15 protein-coding genes and 1 tRNA gene are annotated in these 19,172 nt (G+C 66.6%); 6 read left to right on the forward strand and 10 right to left on the reverse strand.

All coding sequences use genetic code 11. From position 1 onward, the window contains the following. Positions 1-43: 43 nt before the first annotated feature. The 6 genes from PVZ77_RS05440 to PVZ77_RS05465 are packed head-to-tail and all read right to left on the reverse strand — an operon-like array spanning position 44 to position 8,292. Positions 44-1,054 (reverse strand): Gfo/Idh/MocA family protein, encoded by a 1,011-nt coding sequence (locus PVZ77_RS05440; RefSeq protein WP_273810309.1) that lies wholly within the window; start codon positions 1,052-1,054, stop codon positions 44-46. A 43-nt stretch (positions 1,055-1,097) separates the two neighbouring features. Further along, complete coding sequence (gene iolD, locus PVZ77_RS05445; protein ID WP_273810311.1) at positions 1,098-3,035, reverse strand: 3D-(3,5/4)-trihydroxycyclohexane-1,2-dione acylhydrolase (decyclizing); 1,938 nt, start codon at positions 3,033-3,035, stop codon at positions 1,098-1,100. 13 nt (positions 3,036-3,048) lie between these two features. Beyond that, positions 3,049-4,548, reverse strand: coding sequence for a CoA-acylating methylmalonate-semialdehyde dehydrogenase (locus PVZ77_RS05450; protein ID WP_273810313.1), 1,500 nt, complete (start codon positions 4,546-4,548; stop codon positions 3,049-3,051). A gap of 51 nt (positions 4,549-4,599) precedes the next feature. Then, positions 4,600-5,415, reverse strand: coding sequence for a 5-deoxy-glucuronate isomerase (gene iolB / locus PVZ77_RS05455; RefSeq protein WP_273810315.1), 816 nt, complete (start codon positions 5,413-5,415; stop codon positions 4,600-4,602). A gap of 11 nt (positions 5,416-5,426) precedes the next feature. Continuing rightward, positions 5,427-6,329, reverse strand: coding sequence for a myo-inosose-2 dehydratase (iolE, locus tag PVZ77_RS05460; RefSeq protein ID WP_273810316.1), 903 nt, complete (start codon positions 6,327-6,329; stop codon positions 5,427-5,429). Between the two features lie 25 nt (positions 6,330-6,354). After that, complete coding sequence (locus tag PVZ77_RS05465) at positions 6,355-8,292, reverse strand: bifunctional 5-dehydro-2-deoxygluconokinase/5-dehydro-2-deoxyphosphogluconate aldolase (protein WP_273810317.1); 1,938 nt, start codon at positions 8,290-8,292, stop codon at positions 6,355-6,357. A gap of 230 nt (positions 8,293-8,522) precedes the next feature. On the opposite strand from PVZ77_RS05465, the gene PVZ77_RS05470 reads away from it, so the two are divergent. Beyond that, positions 8,523-9,437 carry a MurR/RpiR family transcriptional regulator gene (locus PVZ77_RS05470; protein WP_273810319.1) on the forward strand — a complete coding sequence of 305 codons (915 nt, stop codon included), beginning with the start codon at positions 8,523-8,525 and terminating at the stop codon, positions 9,435-9,437. Positions 9,438-9,546: 109 nt separating this feature from the next. Further along, positions 9,547-9,623: transfer RNA gene (locus PVZ77_RS05475), tRNA-Met, on the forward strand. Between the two features lie 187 nt (positions 9,624-9,810). On the opposite strand, the gene otsA is transcribed toward PVZ77_RS05475, so the two are convergent. Both otsA and otsB read right to left on the reverse strand, forming a co-directional pair. Further along, positions 9,811-11,259: an alpha,alpha-trehalose-phosphate synthase (UDP-forming) gene (otsA, locus tag PVZ77_RS05480; protein ID WP_273810320.1), complete on the reverse strand. Its 1,449-nt coding sequence runs from the start codon at positions 11,257-11,259 to the stop codon at positions 9,811-9,813. Position 11,260: 1 nt separating this feature from the next. Next, positions 11,261-12,019, reverse strand: a complete 759-nt coding sequence (gene otsB, locus PVZ77_RS05485) for a trehalose-phosphatase (protein WP_273810322.1) — start codon at positions 12,017-12,019, stop codon at positions 11,261-11,263. 127 nt (positions 12,020-12,146) lie between these two features. On the opposite strand from otsB, the gene PVZ77_RS05490 reads away from it, so the two are divergent. After that, positions 12,147-12,680 (forward strand): hypothetical protein, encoded by a 534-nt coding sequence (locus tag PVZ77_RS05490; protein WP_273810324.1) that lies wholly within the window; start codon positions 12,147-12,149, stop codon positions 12,678-12,680. 13 nt (positions 12,681-12,693) lie between these two features. Here PVZ77_RS05490 and rimI read toward each other — a convergent pair whose 3' ends face one another. Beyond that, complete coding sequence (gene rimI, locus PVZ77_RS05495) at positions 12,694-13,146, reverse strand: ribosomal protein S18-alanine N-acetyltransferase (protein ID WP_133861595.1); 453 nt, start codon at positions 13,144-13,146, stop codon at positions 12,694-12,696. Then, complete coding sequence (locus PVZ77_RS05500) at positions 13,143-13,973, reverse strand: energy transducer TonB (protein ID WP_273810326.1); 831 nt, start codon at positions 13,971-13,973, stop codon at positions 13,143-13,145. Before PVZ77_RS05500 ends, rimI begins: the two co-directional genes overlap by 4 nt. A 171-nt stretch (positions 13,974-14,144) precedes the next feature. Here PVZ77_RS05500 and mksB point away from each other — a divergent pair, with 171 nt between their 5' ends. The 3 genes from mksB to mksF are packed head-to-tail and all read left to right on the forward strand — an operon-like array spanning position 14,145 to position 18,872. After that, positions 14,145-15,407 carry an Mks condensin complex protein MksB gene (gene mksB / locus PVZ77_RS05505; protein WP_273810328.1) on the forward strand — a complete coding sequence of 421 codons (1,263 nt, stop codon included), beginning with the start codon at positions 14,145-14,147 and terminating at the stop codon, positions 15,405-15,407. Beyond that, positions 15,397-16,074: an Mks condensin complex protein MksE gene (gene mksE, locus PVZ77_RS05510; RefSeq protein WP_273810330.1), complete on the forward strand. Its 678-nt coding sequence runs from the start codon at positions 15,397-15,399 to the stop codon at positions 16,072-16,074. The genes mksB and mksE overlap by 11 nt, the downstream gene beginning before the upstream one ends. Continuing rightward, the gene (gene mksF / locus PVZ77_RS05515) at positions 16,071-18,872 is read left to right on the forward strand and encodes an Mks condensin complex protein MksF (RefSeq protein ID WP_273810333.1); all 2,802 of its coding nucleotides are present in this window, start codon (positions 16,071-16,073) and stop codon (positions 18,870-18,872) included. Before mksE ends, mksF begins: the two co-directional genes overlap by 4 nt. Positions 18,873-19,172: the final 300 nt, after the last annotated feature.

Consider the following 19,172-nt stretch of genomic DNA (forward strand, 5'->3'; position numbering starts at 1 on the left):
CAGGCAAAGAATCCCCGCCTGCGTGGCAGGCGGGACGGGCGACCTAGGCGTAGAAAGCCGGCCGGCTGGGCAGGGTCACCGGCTCGATGGCGCCGCTGTCCTGCGCCTTGATGCAGGCGTCGGCGGTGACCGCGGCGATGTAGCCGTCCCAGGACGACGGCCCGGTCAGCTGGCCGGCGGCGAGGTCGTCGATGAAGGCCTGCAACTCCACGTCGTAGGCGGCGATGAATCTGTCCTTCCAGTCCATGAGGATCTCGTTGGACAGCCGCGCCTCGCTGCGCAGCTGCACCGAGGTCGGCTCCGGCAGGCGGGCGATGCCGCGCTCGCCGACGATCTCGCACTGGATGTCGTAGCCGTACTGGCAGTTGACGAAGACCTCGACGTCGATGCGCACGCCCTTGGCCGTTTCCAGCAGCACCACCTGGGGATCGCGCAGGTGCTCGCTCGCCGCCGGCGCCTTGCGCGGAAAGACCACCTGGGCGGACACGTAGTGATCGTCCAGCAGCCAGGCCAGCACATTGATCTCGTGGATCAGGGTGTCGGTGATGGCCATGTCGGTGCTGTAGTGCTCGCTCACCGTGGGATTGCGGTGGGCCGCGTGGATCATCAGCGGCGCGCCGATGCGATCGGCGTCGACCACCGCCTTGAGCTGGCGATAGCCGGCATCGTAGGGCCGCATGAAGCCCACCTGCACCAGGCGCTTGCCGTGGGCCCGCTCGGCTTCGACGATGCGCCGGCAGCCCTCGGCGGTGGTCGCCAGGGGCTTTTCGCAGAACACCGGCTTGCCGGCGGCGATGGCGGCCAGCACGTATTCCTCGTGGGTCGGACCCCAGGAGGCGACCAGCACCGCCTGAACGTCCGCCGCGGCGATCAGGGCATGGCCGTCGGCATAGACCTCCGCGGTGATGCCCAGCTCCTGGACCACCCGGGCGGCCTGTTCGGCGTTGATGTCGGTTACCGCCACCACGCGACTGCCCAGCAGGGTGTGGCTCAGGCGGCGGATGTGTTCGCGACCGATGGCGCCGGTCCCGATGACACCGATGTTCAAGGTCATGACGTCTTTCTCCGAGTTGGAATTATTGTGGAGTGAGCGGCGCTCAGTATTGGCGGGCCTGGGTGGCTTTTTCCTTGAGCACCCGGGCGACGGCGGCGATCTTCTCGCTGGTGGAGACCTCGGCGCCACCGACCCGCCACCAGGACAGGTAGCCGTGCAGCATCGTCTTGGGCAGCACCTTGATATCGATCAGGGTGGAGACCGTCTGCCGACGGGCATCGGCCAGGGCCGCTTCCAGTTCCTCCAGGGTGCGCACGCTATAGGTCTTGCAGCCGTAGGCGGCGGCGCTCATGGCGAAGTCCACCGGCACGAAGTCGCCGTCGAGCCGACCGGTCTCCGGGTTGCGATAGCGGAATTCGGTGCCGAAGCTGCCCATGCCATGGCCGACCTGCAGGTTGTTGATGCAACCGAAGGTCATGTTGTCGAGCAGCACCACATTGATCTTGCGCCGCTCCTGGATGGAGGTGGCCAGCTCCGAGTGCAGCATCTGGTAGGAACCGTCGCCCACCAGCGCATAGACCTCGCGCTCCGGTTCGGCCAGCTTCACGCCGAGGGCGGCATTGATCTCGTAGCCCATGCAGGAATAGCCGTATTCCAGGTGGTAGGTGTTGACGCCCTTGCTCTGCCAGGCGCGCTGCAGGTCACCCGGCAGGCTGCCGGCGGCGGCGACGATGATGGCGTCGTCGTCCAGCCGTTCGTTGAGGCGGCCGAGCACCTGGCTCTGGGTCAGGGACGATCCGGTCAGGCGGACGAATTCCTCCAGCACCGCGCGCGGCAGGTCGTCGTCGATCTCCGGCACGAAGTCGGCGCCGGTGTAGCCCAGCGCATAGACCCGCGCCACCTCCTGGCGATAGCGCTCGCGCGCCTCTCCCACCTGGCCGCCCCACCCGGCGCGGTAGTCGGTAGCCGCTAGCGCCTCGGTCAGGGCGTCGAGGGCTTCCCGGGCATCGGCCACCACCGCCAGGCCATCGAGCTTGCCGGCATCGAAGGCGGCCACGTTGAGGTTCAGGAACTCCACCTCGGGATGCTGGTAGAGCCACTTCGAGGAGGTGGTGAAATCGGTGTAGCGGGTACCCACGCCGATGATCAGGTCGGCCTCCCTGGCCAACAGGTTGGCGGCCAGGCAGCCGGTCTCGCCGATGCCGCCGACATTGAGTTCGTGGCTGGAAACGATGGCGCTCTTGCCGGCCTGGGTCTCGGCGAAGGGAATCTCGAAGCGCTCGGCGAAGCGCTGCAGGGCCGCGGCGGCGCCGGAGTACTTGACCCCGCCGCCACAGATCAGCAGCGGCTTGCGCTTGCGCCTGAGCAGCTGCACCGCCTCTTCGATGGCGGCGACCACCGGCGGCCGGCGATCCAGGCGGTGCACCCGCTTGGCAAAGAAGTAGTCGGGATAGTCGTAGGCTTCGCCCTGCACATCCTGGGGCAGCGCCAGGGTCACGGTGCCGGTCTCGGCCGGATCGGTCAGCACGCGCATGGCGTTGATCGCCGCGCTCATCAGCTGCTCGGGCCGGTTGATGCGATCCCAGTACTTGCTCACCGCGCGGAAGGCATCGTTGGTGCTGATCGACAGGTCGTGGAATTGCTCGATCTGCTGCAGCACCGGATCGGGCTGGCGACTGGCATAGACGTCGCCGGGCAACAGCAGCAGCGGGATGCGGTTGGCCGTGGCGGTGGCCGCGGCGGTCAGCATGTTGGCCGCGCCCGGGCCCACCGAGGAAGTGCAGGCATAGATCTGCCGGCGCAGCTTCTGCTTGGCGAAGCCGGTGGCGGCGTGGGCCATGCCCTGCTCGTTGCGCCCCTGGTGCACCACCAGCTCACCGGCGTCCTGCTCCAGGGCCTGGCCCAGGCCGAGCACGTTGCCGTGGCCGAAGATGGTGAAGACGCCGGCGACGAACCTGGTCTCGACGCCATCGACGCTGAGGTACTGGTTGTCGAGAAATTTCACCAGGGCCTGGGCCATGGTCAGACGTTGGGTGCTCATGGCTTCTCCCCGGTCACTTGGCGGTAGGCATGCTGAATTCGGCGCCCTTGGCGATGCTGTCGGGCCAGCGCTGCATCACGCTCTTGTAGCGGGTGTAGAAGCGCAGGCCTTCCTCGCCATAGGCGTGGTGATCACCGAACAGCGAGCGTTTCCAGCCACCGAAGGAATGCCAGGCCATGGGCACCGGGATGGGCACGTTGATGCCGACCATGCCGACCTTGATGGTGCGGGCGAAGGCGCGGGCGATGCCGCCGTCGCGGGTGAAGCAGGAGACGCCGTTGCCGAATTCGTGGGCGTTGATCAGTTCCACCGCGCTGGCGAAGTCCGGCACCCGCACGATGCCCAGCACCGGGCCGAAGATCTCTTCCTTATAGATGGTCATCTCCGGGGTCACGCCATCGAACAGGGTGGCGCCGACGAAGAAGCCGTTCTCGGCGCCGGGCACCTTGAAGCCCCGCCCATCCACCAGCAGCCGGGCGCCCTCCTCCACCCCTTTCGTGATGTAGCCCTCGACCTTGGCCTTGTGCTGGCCGGTCACCAGCGGGCCCATGTCGGCATCGGCCTCCACCCCGTTGCGCACCCGCAGGGCGTCGATGCGCGGCAGCAGCTTCTCGATCAGGGCATCGCCCACCTCGCCCACCGCCACGGCGATGGAGATGGCCATGCAACGCTCGCCGGCCGAACCGAAACCGGCGCCGATCAGGGCGTCGGCGGCCTGGTCCAGGTCGGCATCGGGCATCACGATCATATGGTTCTTGGCGCCACCCAGGGCCTGGACGCGCTTGCCGCGGCGGGTGCCTTCCTGGTGGATGTATTCGGCGATGGGCGTGGAGCCGACGAAGGAGATGGCCTCCACGTCCGGGTGCTGCAGCAGCGCATCCACCGCCACCTTGTCGCCCTGGACCACGTTGAACACGCCATCGGGCAAGCCGGCCTGCTTGAGCAGCTCGGCCAGCAGCAGGCTGGCGGAAGGATCGCGCTCGGAGGGCTTGAGGATGAAGGTATTGCCGGTGGCCAGCGCCATGGGAATCATCCACAGCGGCACCATCACCGGGAAGTTGAAGGGGGTGATGCCGGCGCACACGCCCAGCGGCTGGCGCAGGTTCCAGTTGTCGATGCCGCCACCGATGTTGTCGCTGTAGCTGGTCTTGGCCAGGTGCGGCGCGCCGCAGGCGAATTCCACCACCTCGATGCCGCGCGTCACCTCGCCCATGGCGTCGGACAGCACCTTGCCGTGCTCGCGGGTGATCAGCGCCGCCAGCTCCTTGTGGTGCTGGTCGAGCAGCTCCTTGAAGCGGAACAGGATGCGCGCCCGGCGCAGCGCCGACTGCTCGGACCACTCGGGAAAGGCCGCCTTGGCCGCCGCCACCGCCTGTTCCACGGTCTGCGCCGTGGCCTGGGCGACCCGCGCCTGGACCACGCCCTCGGCCGGATTGAAGACGTCGCTGAAGCGCTCGGCCTGGGTCGAGACCGCGCCGTTGATGTAGTGCCCGATGACGGGGGTGTCGCTCATGTCCTGAATCCTCATGTCCTGGGGTCGCCGCCACGGCGAATGCGAAAGGGGTTAGCGAGTCAGCAGCCACTCGTGCTGCGGATCGTTGTGGAATTTCCAGACGCGCCGGGGGCCGGCCATCACGTTTAGGTAATAGGACTCGTAGCCATAGGGCACGCTGACCGGGTGGTAGCCGCGCGGCACCAGCACCACGTCGTGGTCTTCCACCGCCATGGCCTGGTCCAGGTCGCGCTCGTCGGTGTAGACGCGCTGGAAGACGAAGCCCTGGCCCGGATCGATGCGGTGGTAGTAGGACTCCTCCAGCAGGCTCTCCGCCGGCAGGTTGTCGCGGTCATGGCGATGGGGCGGATAGCTGGAGGAATGCCCGGACGGGGTGCGCACCTCCACCACCAGCAGCGAATGGGCCGCCGCCGTGTCCGGCAGGATGTCGCAGACGTAACGGGTATTGGCGCCCTTGCCGCGGGTGGATCGCGGCATGCTCGCCGGCTCGATCAGCCGCGGCGGCAACCGGTCCTCCACCCGCGGATTGCCAGGCGAGGTGCAGACGGCGATCTCGGCGATGCCGTCGGCGGTCACCCGTGCTTCGCTGCCGGGCGGCAGGTAGGCGGCATAGGGCGAGACGTCCTCGAAGACGCTCTGGCGACCGGCCAGCCCGCGCCAGGCGAAATCGCCCAGCTGCGGATGCCCGCCTTCGATACTGGCGCCGCCGCTGAGCAGCACGATGCAGACTTCGAGGTCACCGGCCAGCACCGGCAGGGACTCCCCCGGTTGCAGGCGATGGGCGGCGAAGCCGACGTAGTCCAGGGCACCGGCTGGGACGCTGACGATGTCGCGGGCGCTACGGTCGGCTTTGACGAGCAGATTCATCGATTTCCTCCTCAGGCAGTGGCCTGCGCCACCAGCTGGCGCAGATGGTCGTAGCCCTTCTTGGCGTATTCGTAGGCCGGCGCCACGGCCGGGTCCTGCTCGGCTTCCACCACCAGCCAGCCCTGGTAGCCGGCGGCCACCAGCACCTTGAGCAGCGCCGAGAAATCGATGTCGCCATCCCCCGGCACGGTGAAGGTGCCGTTGAGGATGCAGTCCGGGAAGCTCCACTGGTTGTTGCGCGCCAGTTGCACCACGTCCTTGCGCACGTCCTTGAAGTGCACGTGGCAAACCCGGTCGATATGTTGCTGCAGCACGCTGAGGGGATCGCCACCGCCCATGTAGCAATGACCGGCATCGAACAGCAGGCCGACGTCCGGCGAGGTCAGCGCCATCAGCCGGGCGATGTCCTCGGGCGCTTCCACATAGGCGCCCATGTGGTGGTGATAGGCCAGCCGCAGGCCCTGGCTCAGGGTGAAGGCGGCCAGGCGGTCGAGCTTTTCGGCATAGGCCTGCCAGGCGGCGTCGCTGTGGAAGCGTGGCCGCTCGATCAGCGGCCGGCGCTGCCCCTGGATGGAACCGGCCACCTCGCCATAGACCAGCACCTGGGCGCCGTTCTCGGCCAGCAGCCGGCAGTGCGGACGGATCGCCTCGATCTCGGCGTCCACGTCACGGTGCGCCAAGCCGCTGGAATACCAGCCGGACACCAGCTCCAGGCCATGCTGGCCGAGCACCTCGCCCAGCGCCTTGGGCTCGCTGGGAAACTTGCCACCCAGCTCGAAGCCCTGGAAGCCGATTTCCTTGCCCTCGCGCAGGATGGTTTCCAGCGGGGTGTCGCCGCCCAGGGCCGGCAGGTCGTCGTTGGCCCAGGAAATGGGATTGATGCCGATCTTGAGTCGTTGTTCTTGTGCGGTCATGTCAGCCTTGCTCGTCAGGAGGCGATCAGGCGCGGGCGTCGCGCCAGGCCTGGATCAGGAATTCGAAGTTGCTGCGGATCTGCGCGATCAGCGTGCGGTCGTCGATCTCGCCGGCCAGCCAGGCCCGGCTCGGCTGGGCGAAGATGGTCCGGCCCACGGCGAAGCCCTGGCAGCGCTGGCTGGCACTGGCCTGACGGAAGCCCTCGGCCAGTTCCTCGGCCGGGGCATTGAGGCCCAGTACCACCACGCCCTGGCAATGGGGATCGCGTTCGCCGATCAGGGTGTCGAGTTGCTGCCAGACGGCGGCCGGCTGCGCCTCGATCTTCCACCACTCGGGATAGATACCCAGGTTGTACAGGCGCTTGATGGCGCGATAGAGCACGTCCGGCCGGCTGGAGGCATGGTTCTTCGGCGGGATGACCTCCAGCAGCAGTTCATGACCACTGGCCTGGGCCGCCTGGTACAGCCCCTTGAGCTGGGCCTCCTGCTCCAGCCGCAGCAGCGGCTCGTCGTCGGGATGGAATTGCACCAGGCACTTGATGATCTGCTCGCCCGGCCAACTCAGCAGGGTGCTGCCTACCGAGCGGCCGTGCTCGAAGGCCAGCGGCCGCGAATTCTGCAGCTCCACCGGTCGGGCGATCCACCAGCCGCGGCCGGTGGCGGCATTCAGGGCATCCTGGCCGAAGCGCTCGTCGGCCAGCAGCCCGACATCCGCCGCCACGCCCTGACGCGCCAGATCCTGCTCGACTTCGGCGATGGCCTGGACGAACAGCTGCTTGAGCGCCGGAATGCGCGCCGGATCGGCCCCCACCTGCTGGGCGCTTTCCACCAGCTGGTAGCGGTGGTCGAAGGCGAAGATGAACAGTTGCTGCCACTGGCGGCGCCGCGTGCTGACCCGGTGCAGCCGGGTCAGCACCAGGTCCAGGTCGGGCCGCGTGATGGGCACCGGGCTCTTGTTGAGGTAGTCCAGCTCGGCCAGGGTCGGCATGGCCGGGGCGCAGCCATGGCGTGACACCACCAGCCCACCGCAGGCATTGGCCAGCCGACAGCACTCGGCATCGTCGCCACCGGTGAGCCAGCCGCGCAGGAAGCCGGACATGAAGGCATCGCCGGCACCCAGCACATTGAGCACCTCGACGCGGATACCGCGATGGATCTCGCCGTCCTCCAGCCGCGCCGGGATGGCGCCGTGGATGACGGTACAACCCTGGGCGCCGAGCTTGACCACCAGGGTCGCCGCGGTCACCTCGCGCACCCGGCGCAGTGCGGTGAGCAGGTCTTCGCTGCCCCCGGCGATCTGGAATTCCTCCTCGGTGCCCACCACCAGGTCGAAGCGCGGCAGGATGCGTTGCACATGGGCGCTGACCTCGGCACTGGCGATGAAGCGGGTCTCGCCATCGGCCTTGCCGGTCAGGCCCCAGAGCACCGGGCGATAGTCGATGTCCAGCACCCGCTTCACGCCGTTGCGCTCGGCGTAGTCCAGCGCCCGGCTGCTGGCCTGGAACACCCCCTCGGTGGAGAAGTGGGTACCGGTGATCAACAGTGCCTTGCTGCTGGCGATGAAGGCCTCGTCGATGTCGTCCACGCCCAGCGCCATGTCGGCGCAATTCTCGCGATAGAACACCAGGGGAAAGGTCTCGCGGTCCTTGATGCCCAGCAGCACCAGGGCGGTGAGGCGCTCGCGATCCACCTGGATGCCGCGGGTGTCGCAGCCTTCCTGCGCCAGCGTCCGGGTCAGGAAGCGGCCCATGTGGTCGTCGCCCACCCGGGTCAGCATCGCCGACTTCAGCCCCAGGCGCGCGGTGCCGAAGGCGATGTTGGCGGAGGATCCCCCGAGGTACTTGGCGAAGCTGCTGACGTCTTCCAGCGGCGCCCCGATCTGCTGCGCATAGAGGTCGACGCCCAGTCGCCCCAGGCAAATGACGTCCAACGGGCGCCCGCTGGCGAAGAAATGATCACCCATGGGTGGCTCCTGCTTATTGTTATCGGCCAACCGCGCGGACCCGAGGGGCCGAACGTGTGAGTGAGCTCAGGCTAGAACGACGCCGCGGACAAATCAACAAATTTTCCACATGAGATTTTATGGAATTTAATTTCCATAACTGGCGTACACTGGTCCTGCCGCCCCACTTCGACGCCGCCCGGCGAATGGGTTAAGTTGCCGGCACGAGAATCCCTACCGCGAGATTGCCCATGTCCTCCGACTCCCCGGCCGATGACCCCCTCAGCAGCGCGCCGCTGGCCGATCCGCCCGGCAACGTCGAGCAGTTGCTGGCCTGCATCGCCCGTGACTACGAGGCGCTGCCGCGCCAGCTGAAACGGGTGGCCGCCTATGTCAGCCAGCAGAGCGACAGGGTCATGGTCGATCGCATCAGCGACATCGCCGGGCAGTGCGAGGTGCATCCCTCGGCCATCGTTCGCTTCTCCCAGCGCTTCGGCTTCAAGGGCTTCAGCGAGATGCAGGCGCTGTTTCGCGAGGCCTACACCCACAAGACCACGCCGGTACAGAACTACCAGCAGCGCATCCGCAGCATGATCGCCAACAAGAGCCAGCGCGCCAGCAGCGGCGATCTGGCCCGCGAGTGCATCAACGCCACCCGTTCGGGCCTGGATCGACTCGCCGAGGAACTGGACGACGCCGCCTTCGATAAGGCCGTCGACCTGCTGGTGAGCGCCGAGAACATCTATGTGGTGGGGGTGCGGCGCTCCTTCGCCGTGGCCGACTACCTGGTCTACAACCTGCAGCACACCAACAAGCGCATCCACCTCATCACCGGGCTGGGCGGCGGCTATCGCGAGCAGATGCGCAGCATCGCCCAGGGCGACCTGCTGATCGCCATCAGCTTCAGCCCCTACGGCAAGGAAAGTCAGCAGTGCGTGCGCATCGCCCAGCACCACAGGGCCAAGACGCTGATCATCACCGACAGCAATCTCTCGCCCCTGGCCAAGCGCGCCGATGCCCTGCTGCTGGTCAACGAAGGCAGTGCCTTCGCCTTCCGTTCGCTGAGCGCCACCCTCTGCCTGTGCCAGGCGTTGTTCCTGGCCCTGGGCTATCGCCTGGAGCTGAAGATGGACGAGATCCAGCTGCCGCTGGACGAGGACGACTAGCCGAACCGGCCCCGGCCGGGCCGCGCAAACGCTTGATCGACAAACAGAAATTTCTTGAACAGAAGACTTGACAGCCACCGGCGCCTTGCCAATAATGCGCGCCTCGGATGGCTACGTAGCTCAGCTGGTTAGAGCATAGCATTCATAATGCTGGGGTCCGGGGTTCAAGTCCCTGCGTAGCCACCACCTATTTCCAAGGGTCAGCGTAAGCTGACCCTTTTTTATTGCCCACGAAAAAGCCCAGCCGTGGCATCGCTTTTCGTCCCCTCTCCCTCTGGAAAAGGGCCAGGGTGAGGCGCCCTTCACGCCAGACCCCAGCCTCGCCCCATGAAAAAGCCCGGCCTAAGCCGGGCTCCATCACCGCGCAACAAGCTTACAGGGCGACCTTCTGCTGGCTCTCCATTTCTTCAGCAGCCGCGTCCTGGGTATCGATGGACTGCACCAGCGCCTTGGAGCTGAAGGCCCGCAGGTCGCGCAGGAAGTTGTCGCGCCAGGAGGCCAGGTCGGCCTGGCGGATCACCCGCATCATGTCTTCGTAGCGCGACTTGCGCTCTTCCAGCGGCATGCGTAGCGCCCGGTCCAGCGCCTCGGCCATGCCGACATGGTCATAGGGATTCACGATCAACGCCGAATTGAGTTCGCGCGCCGCCCCGGCGAAGCGCGACAGCACCAGCACGCCCGGATTTTCCGGGTCCTGGGCCGCCACGTATTCCTTGGCCACCAGGTTCATGCCATCGCGCAGCGGCGTCACCAGGCCGACGTCGGAGGAGCGGAACAGCCCCATCACCGTGCGCCGGTCATAGCTCTTGTTCAGGTAGCGGATCGGCGTCCAGTCCAGCTCGGAGAAATGGCCGTTGATATGGCCGGCATGGCTCTCCAGCTGACGCCGGATGTTCTGGTAGGAGACCACGTCCGCCCGCGACGAAGGCGCGATCTGCACGAACTGCACCGCCCGGTGATGCTCGGGGAAATGCTCCAGCAGTTTCTCGAACGCCTGGAAGCGCTCCACCAGCCCCTTGGAATAGTCGAGGCGGTCGACGCTGACGATGGTCTTGTAGGGCACGCCCTCGATGCTGCGCGAGATGAACTGGCGCCGCGTGCGATAGGACTCGGCCTGCTTCTGGATGACATCCGGCATCACGCCGATGGGATAGACGCCGACGCGGAAGTTGTGACCGTAGGCGGTCAGGCTGCCGTCCTTCTCCAGCACCCCGCGCACCTCGCGGGTGATGTAGTCCTGGAAGGCCAGCTGGTCGGTATCGGTCTGGAAGCCGATCAGGTCATAGAAGCACAGGGTCTTGAGCAATTCGTTGTGCGGCGGGATGGCGGTGAGGATTTCCGGCGCCGGGAAGGGAATGTGCAGGAAGAAGCCGATGCGGTTGCGAATGCCCAGCATGCGGCAGGCTTCGGCGAAGGGAATCAGGTGGTAGTCGTGCACCCAGATGATGTCATCGGGCTTGAGCAGGGGCTTCAGGCGTTCGGCCATGGCCATGTTGACGCGCCGATAGCCGTCGTACTCCTCGCGGTTGTAGCGCGCCAGGTCGATCCGGTAGTGGAAGATCGGCCAGAGGGTGGCGTTGGAGAAGCCGCGGTAGTAGTGGTCGTAGTCGCGCTTGGTCAGGCCGAAGGTCACATAGTCGATGTTGTCCTTGGTCTGGGTCTTGGCCGGCCCGTTCTCCTTGACCGTCTCGCCGTTCCAGCCGAACCAGATGCCACCCGACTTGCGCAGGGCATCCAGCACGCCCACCGCCAGACCACCCGCGGTCGCCTTGCCTTCCTCGATCGGGGCCACCCGATTCGATACCACCACTAAACGGCTCATCCTAATCTCCTTGCTTATAATGTGGCGCGAGGTCACGGCTCAGCTGCTGCAGCCAGAGGGCTACCGCTTCCACCGAAGGCAGGCGGGTCTTGGCGACCGTCTCCCCCTCTCCTACCTTGACGGTCAGACCGCCTCGCGCATTGACGACAGTGAACCCCTCTTCATCGGTGCGATCGTCACCGAGAAACACCGGCAGGCAGCCGGCAAAGGGTTCCAGTTCGAGAAAACGGGCGATGGCCTCGCCCTTGCTCGCCGCAGCGGGCTTGAGTTCGAAGACGCACTTGCCCGGCTGCAACTTGAATTCGGGATGGTCGGCCGCGATGCCTTCGGCCAGTTCGCGTACCAGGGCTTCCTTGTCCGGCGCCTGGCGATAGTGCAGGGCGAAGGCCACGCTCTTGCGCTCCAGCAGCAGGTCCGGATGGTCCGCCAGCGCGGCTTCCAGACGCCGACCGACGTGCGCCAGCATTTCCGCATCCAGGCTCACCCGATGGATCTCGCCCTGGGGATCGCGCCACTCGGCACCGTGCACCCCAGCCGCGGCCAGCCGCAGCGGCGCCGTGAAGCCGTCGATCTCTGACAGCGGCCGCCCGGATACCACGGCGACACCATGGTGGCGCGCCAGCAGGTCGAGGGCAGCGAGGGTTTCGGCGGGAATGAAAACCTGTTCCGGACGTGGCTGCAATTCTGCCAGGGTGCCATCCAGATCGAAGAAGAAGGCCAGCGGCTGGCCCGATGAGGTGAGGCTGTCGAGGTCGATCATGGAAGGTACGACTGCCGGGTCATCGTATGGTTCGTTCACATCTTCCGGCGGTGCCGAGGAATTCCCCTTGCCGGCGCGTAGTCGGATTCAGGGAGATGCTCTAGCAGCCCTGCCTTTGGAGACCACCATGAACAAGCCCGACATCACCAAGACCCCCGAAGAGATCGACGACATCCAGGACCGCATGGGCGACATGCGCGAACTCGACTTCAGCGATCGCAAGGATGAGCGCGGTGGTCGCATCGGCGACGAAATGGACGAGCGCGACTATGAAGGCCAGTTTCCCGAAGAGCGCGTGCGCCAGGCCGGCATGACCGGGGGCGAAACCCTGGATCATCAGCCGACGATGGACGATGCCAGCCCCGAGACCCTGCTGGACGAAACCGGCGCGCGCTCGCCGACCGACTACGGCGATGCCTGGCCGAACGACAAGGAACTGAGCGTGGTCGAGGACAGCGACATCGGCGGCGGCTCCGGTCAGGACGAAGCCGAACTCGGTCGCAGCCATCCGCTGGATGGCGAAGCCTGGGACGGCGAGGCCGATGCACCCAACGAAGCCGAAACCCAGCGGGATGCCCGCTACGCCGATCTGGACGCCAACGACGAAGACCTCGCTGGAGACACCAGCCTGGATCTGGACGAAAAACGCGCCGATCACTGAAGCCGCTGACGGCCTAGTCGAGCAGCGTACAGGCCATCACCAGCGCATCTTCCCGGCCGCCAACCGCGGGATAATAGTCCCGCCGGCGGCCGATCTCGTTGAAGCCATAGCGCTCGTACAGCCGATAGGCCGACTGATTGCTGGCGCGCACCTCCAGAAAGCACTCGTTGGCCTTGGCCTTGCGCGCTTCCTGCAGCAGGTGTTCCAGCAGCCGCAGGCCGAGTCCCCGGCCCTGGCTTTCCGGCTTTATGGTGATATTGAGCAGATGGGCCTCGTCGAGAATGACGTTGATCACCCCGTGCCCCACCTGCTGCTCGCCAGCCGTCATCACCCAGCAGTCATAGGACCTGAGCGCATCGGTAAAGATGCCGCGGGTCCAGGGGTGGCTGAAGGCCTGATATTCGATCTTCAATACCGTGTTCAGATCGGCTTCGGTCATCCGCCGAAAGCTCACCGCATCGTTCATTGCTGTTCCATCCAGCGGCGCCGCAACGGGCGCATGGCTTGCCAGAGCGCGGCCTTGGCGGCCGGCTCTTCCATCAGGATATCCAGTCCCGGCACCAGCCAGGCCGGTCCCAGGGCGGTGTCCCGCTCCACACCCGTGAGCTGCGCATCCTCGACCCCGCTGCAGCGTCGTGCGGCCACCCCGATCAGCCAGAGCGCCAGGCCCTCGCCCAGGCGCTCCTGGTGTCCCGACACGAAGCTCTGCACGAATTCGCCGGCCGCCGCCGGCCCCTGGTCGAGTTGACCGCTGTTGAGCAGTGGCCAGCGAATGGGCTCTTCACTGACGATCCGCGGCGTGTCCGGCAGGCCGGCAGCGCGCAGCAGATCCCTCAGCAGCAGATAGGCCGGATCCCGCGCCCCCAGGGTATCGCCGGTAGGCAACTCTAGCAGCAGCAGGCAGCGCCCGGCCTGCAACAGCTGCAGGGCGAAACGGGGCGCCGGCTCCCGCGGTGGCGGCGGCGCACGTTCCGGTTCCGGCTCGGCCACGGGGGGCGCAGCCGGCTTCGACGCCGCGGGCCGCGGGATCTCGATGCGCGGCCGATTCGCCGGCGGTGCCTCGGCTACTGCAGCGGCCGGCGCGGCCTTGGCCACCGGCTCCGGGCGAACCACCCGAGCCACGACGGGCGCCTCTTCCGGCTCCTCGACCCACAGGGCTTCCGGTCGCGAAGGCGCGGCGAAGGGCAACACCGTGCGCGGCACCCAGACATCCAGCTGCAACGCCTGCAGATAGGCGCGACGACGCACCTCGGCGGCAAGCGAGGGACTGGTGGAAGGGGCGGGGTCGGACATGGGCGGATCCTAGGAGCCTGCTCTGTTACGCGGCGGGATTATGCGGGGCGGCATTGTCGCGCGGATCGCCCCGGACCGAAAGGCCGCCCTGCCCATCGGTCCCACCGCGGTCACATCGAAGGCTCTGGCGTCTGGAGTACAATGGCGCTTTTGTCTGGTGCGGTCCCCGCCATGATCGACCCCAAACGCGTCCTGCGTACCCTCGCCGAACACTGGCACCTCATCGACCCCCTGTGCGCCCACTTCGACAGCGGCACCCTGGGCCTGGCCGAGTTGCGTACCCGCCTGGCCGAACAGCTGCCCGAACGTACGCCGGCCGACCTCACCGCCCTGCTCGACACCTGGATCCGCCTGGATATCCTGGTGCCGGTGGCCAAGAGTCCCAATCGCTTCGAGCTCAATGGCCAGATCCACGACTTCCTCGGCTATCTCAGGCGCGAACACCGCCTGGGCCTGTGCCTGGAGATCGAAGCCTACCTGCGCCACCTGGAACGCCTCGCCGGCCACATCCGCGAAGCCTTCGACAACCGCGACGGCCCCGACCTCGTCCGCCAGCTGCGTCTGCTCGACATGCGCGTGCGCGATGTCCTCAAGAAGCTGGCCAACGATGGCCATGCCCTGGAGGGCGTAGCCGAGCGCGCCAAGACCAGCGATCGCCAGATCCCCCTGCGCCAGCGCTATGCCGAGGTGCTGGCCACCTGGGATGAATACGTCGAGCCGATGATCCAGCTGGTGGCCGCCGATGGCGCCTTCGAGCGCGGTGTCCACCGTGTCGAACAGGTGCTCCTGCACCTGCTGGGCGAGCAGCAGCGCCTCGGCCACCTGGTCGACGACGACCTGTTGCTGCGCACCCAGGCGCGTATCCTGGAAATGCACAACGCCGCCCAGCTGGCCCTGCGCCGTGCCCGCGAATTGCTGCTGCCGCTGCGCGAGGAAGCGCGCCGGCACAATGCCGTGACCCGGGGCGCCGCCCTGGCCCTGGCCACCATCCGCCGCAAGGGCCTCGACGCCGTGCCCCAGGCGGCCCTGCCGCTGTTCAGCCGACCGCAGAGCGTCTTTCTCGGCACCACCGCCCAGGTGGAAAGCTATGTCTACGCCCTGGCCCGCTTCGAACCCAAGCCGGCGCGCTTCCCCAGCCAGACCCGTCGTCCGCCCGACAGCGAGCGCTCGGCCGCGCCCCGTACCGCGCGCGAGATGCTCGATCTCTGCCAGGACGCCCTGCCGTTGCCCGATCTCATGGCCTGGCTGCTGGAGCAGGAGCCGGCCGGCGACACCGACGAACTGCTCTACTGGTTCTCGCGCCTGTCCCGCGATGCGCGCTTCCAGCGCCAGCGCCTCGACCGCCGCCACTACGACACCCTCGAACACCGCGTCAGCCTGTGCTCCTACGCCCTGACCGCCCGATCTCTCGCGAGCGACACCCATGCAACTTGATCTCGACGAAATGACCCAGCTCGCGCCCATCTTCCGCGAGCTGTTCAAGGGCTATCACCTGTCCCGTAGCGAGCCCGAGAGCTATGCCCAGCTCAGCCAGCAGCAGGACCAGTACCGCGCGCTGTTCCGCGCCCTCGGCTTCGAACTGGTCTGCGATCCGCGCGGCTTCTACTACTTCGTCCCCGAGCAGATGGGCGCCCAGGTCAACAAGACCGCCCAGCGCCTGGCGCTGTTCACCTTCATCCTGGTCGAGCATCTGGCCGACCAGGGTCGCGATCCGCTGGCCGTGCTCGATGGCGGTACCCTGGGTCGCCACGAACTGCCGGCGCTGCTGGACAAGTATCGCGACCTCTTCCTGCAGGCCGAGGTCACCACCCAGGAGGAGCTGGAGGAAAAGATCCTGCGCCGCCTGACCCAGCTCGGCTTCGCCCTGGACAGCAACGGGACCTATCGCTTCCTGCCGCCCATGCACCGTTTCCTCGATGTCTGCCTGACCGTGCAACAGGATCGCGACCTGGCCGCCGGCCTGCATGCCAGCGACCTTCCGCTGCCGGCGCCGACCCTGGCCAGCGACGAAGACGGCACCGTGCAGGAAGGCGCCGACGAGGATGACGAAGAGGCCGCCCTGGCCCGTGCCATCGCCGCAGAACGGGAGTTCGACCTATGATCCGCTACGGCATCAGCCGCTTCGCCCTGCTCAACACCGCCGGCTACAGCCTCGGCCTGTTCCCCCTGGAACAGCCGCTGTCGGTCTATGGGGCCAACAACCTGGGCAAGAGCGCCTCGATCAACGCGCTGCAATTCCCCATCCTGGCGCGGCTCTCCGACATGAGCTTCGGCAAGTACAGCAACGAGCAGTCGCGCAAGTTCTACTTCGCCACCGACACCAGCTACATCCTCATCGAGCTGCGTCTGGCCCACGGCCCCCACGTCATCGGCGTGGCCGGTCGCGGTCCGGGCGGTGGCTTCGGCCACCAGTTCTTCGCCTATGCCGGCGAACTGGACCTCGCCCACTACCAGCGCGACGGCACCTGCCTGCGCCAGCGCGAGCTGTTCGCCGGCCTGGAGCGCGCCGGCCTCAAGGCCCATGAGGTCAAGCCCGATGAATTGCGCCGGCTGCTGGTCGGCGGCCATACCAGCATCCCGCTGGACATGACGCTGATTCCGCTCCGATCCACCAGCGAACAGAGTCTCAAGACCTTCCGCGCCCTGTTCATCAACCTGCTGCACATGCGCGAGATCACCGCGGCCAAGCTCAAGCAGCTGTTTCTCGATGCCTTCGAGCACAGCCTGAGATCCGGCAGCGTCGACTACATCGCCGCCTGCGAGGAAGCCTTCCGCGACGTCCGCCGCATGGAGCAGGATTACCAGTCGCTGGTCGCCGCCGGCCCGTTGGTGGAAGCCCTGGCCAATGGCGTCGAACAGCGCGACCGCCTGAGGGGCAAGCTGCATCGCCTGTCGCCCTTGCTCGACAGCCTGCTCGGCACCTGGCAGCACTATGCCCTCGACCGCCGCGACGAACTCCTGGCCCAGACCGAACACTACCGCCAGGAACAGGACGGCCTGCAGCAGAGCCAGCGCGACGGCACCAGCGAACTGATGCGCCGCGAGCGCGAGATCAGCAGCCTGCAGCGCTGGCTCGCCGAGCTGGCCCAGCTCAAGCACCGCTTCGCCCTGGTGGAGTCCACCGCCCCCCTCGAAGCCCAGCTGCTGGCCGCCAAGGATGCCCACGACGAACTCGCCGGCGCCCTGTCCCAGGCCAGTCAGTTCAGTAGCGCAGACCTCGACCAGCGCGTCCGCGAACTGGAACAGCGCCTCAAGGGGATTCGCCAGCAACTCGACCACGCCGACAACAACAGCTATGCCCGCCTGCGCGAGGAATTCAGCCAGGCCGACGTCGACCGCCTGATGCGACTGTTCAACGGCCAGCTGTTCAGCCTGCCGCTCGGCGCCAGGGGTGTCGAACTGGCGGAGGACGGCAGCTGGGTAAAGACCTTCGAAGGCATCCTGGCGCGTTTCCAGGGTGATCGCCTCGAATTGCCGGGCCTGTCCCTCGATCTCTCGGGGATCGAGCCGCCCACCCTGCAGGCCCTGGCCGATCGCGCCGCGCTGCGTGACCAGAAGGACCGTCTGGAGCGCGAGCTCAAGCAACTCAAGGCGCAGCAGGGCGTCAGCGTCGACCGCCAGGCCAGCAAGGCCCAGGCCGAGGTGCTCTACCAGCAGGTGCTGGATGCCCAGAAGGCCCTGGAAGACTTCCGTCGCTGCCAGACCCTCGGTGCCGAGGAACAGGAAAAGCTCGAACAACTGGCCCAGCTGGAAGCCGCCCAGGACGAACTGAGACGCGCCGGCGATGCCTTCACTGAGCGCGTCCAGCAACTCTCCGCCAGGCTGCAGCTGATCGGCCGGCAACTGGCCGACCTGGAAGCCAAGGACCGCACCCTGGCCGACGCCCTGCGCCGCCGGCAGCTGCTGCCCACCGACCTGCCCCAGGGCACGCCCTTCATGGAAGGGGTGGACGATTCCCTGGAGAACCTGCTGCCGCTGCTCAACGACTACCAGGACACCTGGCAGGCCCTGCAGCGCGCCGACACCCAGATCGAGGCGCTCTATGCCCAGGTCCGACTCAAGGGCGTCGCCAAGTTCGACAACGAAGAAGACCCCGAGCGACGCCTGCAGCTGCTGGTGAATGCCTATGCCCATCGCCAGGACGAAGCCCTGACCCTGGCCAAGGCCCGCCGCGCCGCCGTCACCGACATCGCCCGGACCCTGAGAAACATCCGCAGCGACTACGACAACCTCGAACACCAGCTGCAGCTGTTCAACCGCGAGATCAATCGCAAGCAGGTCTCCAACCTGGAGAGCTTCCGCATCGTCCTGGCGCCCAATAAGGAAGCGCTCAAGCACATCGACCAGATCATCCATAGCGCCGGCCAGTACGAGGAAGGCGAGACCCTCTCGGTGTTCGATCTCACCCAGGACAGCAGCCAGGACCAGAAGAACGAGGATGCCAAGGAATACCTGGCACGCCTGGTGGCCGCCAACGGCAACCAGCTCGGCCTCAAGGACCTCTTCGAGCTGGCCTTCGAGATCACCAAGCAGGGCGGCCAGCCGATCCTGCACACAGACATCGACGGCGCCGCCTCCAATGGCACCACCATGACCATCAAGGCGCTCACCAACATGTACCTGTTGCTGCACCTGATGGACCGGGAGCAGGCCGCCAGGATCCGTCTGCCCTACTACCTGGACGAAGCCGCCGACATCGACGAACGCAACCAGCAGGCGCTGATCGAAACCAGTCAGCAACTGGGCTTCGTGCCCATCCTGGCCAGCGTCAAGCCCCAGGTCAGCGCCCAGGTCGCCATCGACCTCGAAGGCGGTAGCGGCCCTGGCGGCATCTACATCGACGAAGCCGACTGGAAGTACATCGCCAAACGCGATCTGGCCCTGCCCGAACCCGCTTGAGCCCCTTCCAGAACGCAAAAAAGCCCGGCACATGCCGGGCTTTTTCTTGCTCGCGTAACGCCGCCTTAGGTGCTGCGGTAGGTTGGGCTGGGCCTAGCGAAGCCCAACATTCACACTCCAACCCTGGCCCCTCACCGCCCCGCCGCGGTTCGCTTGATCCCTGCAGCAGGCCTTACCGTTGGGCTTCGCTTCGCTCAACGCTAACCTACGACAGCCCGGCGCAGCCGGGCTGTTGGGGCTCTTGTGCCCTTGCAGGCTTAAAGCAGCACCTGCCCGACAGGCACTACTGCAACGTCTCCG

This window comes from Pseudomonas sp. SHLD1, assembly GCF_028640935.1.
Classification (GTDB): Bacteria; Pseudomonadota; Gammaproteobacteria; order Pseudomonadales; family Pseudomonadaceae; genus Chryseomonas; species Chryseomonas aestiva.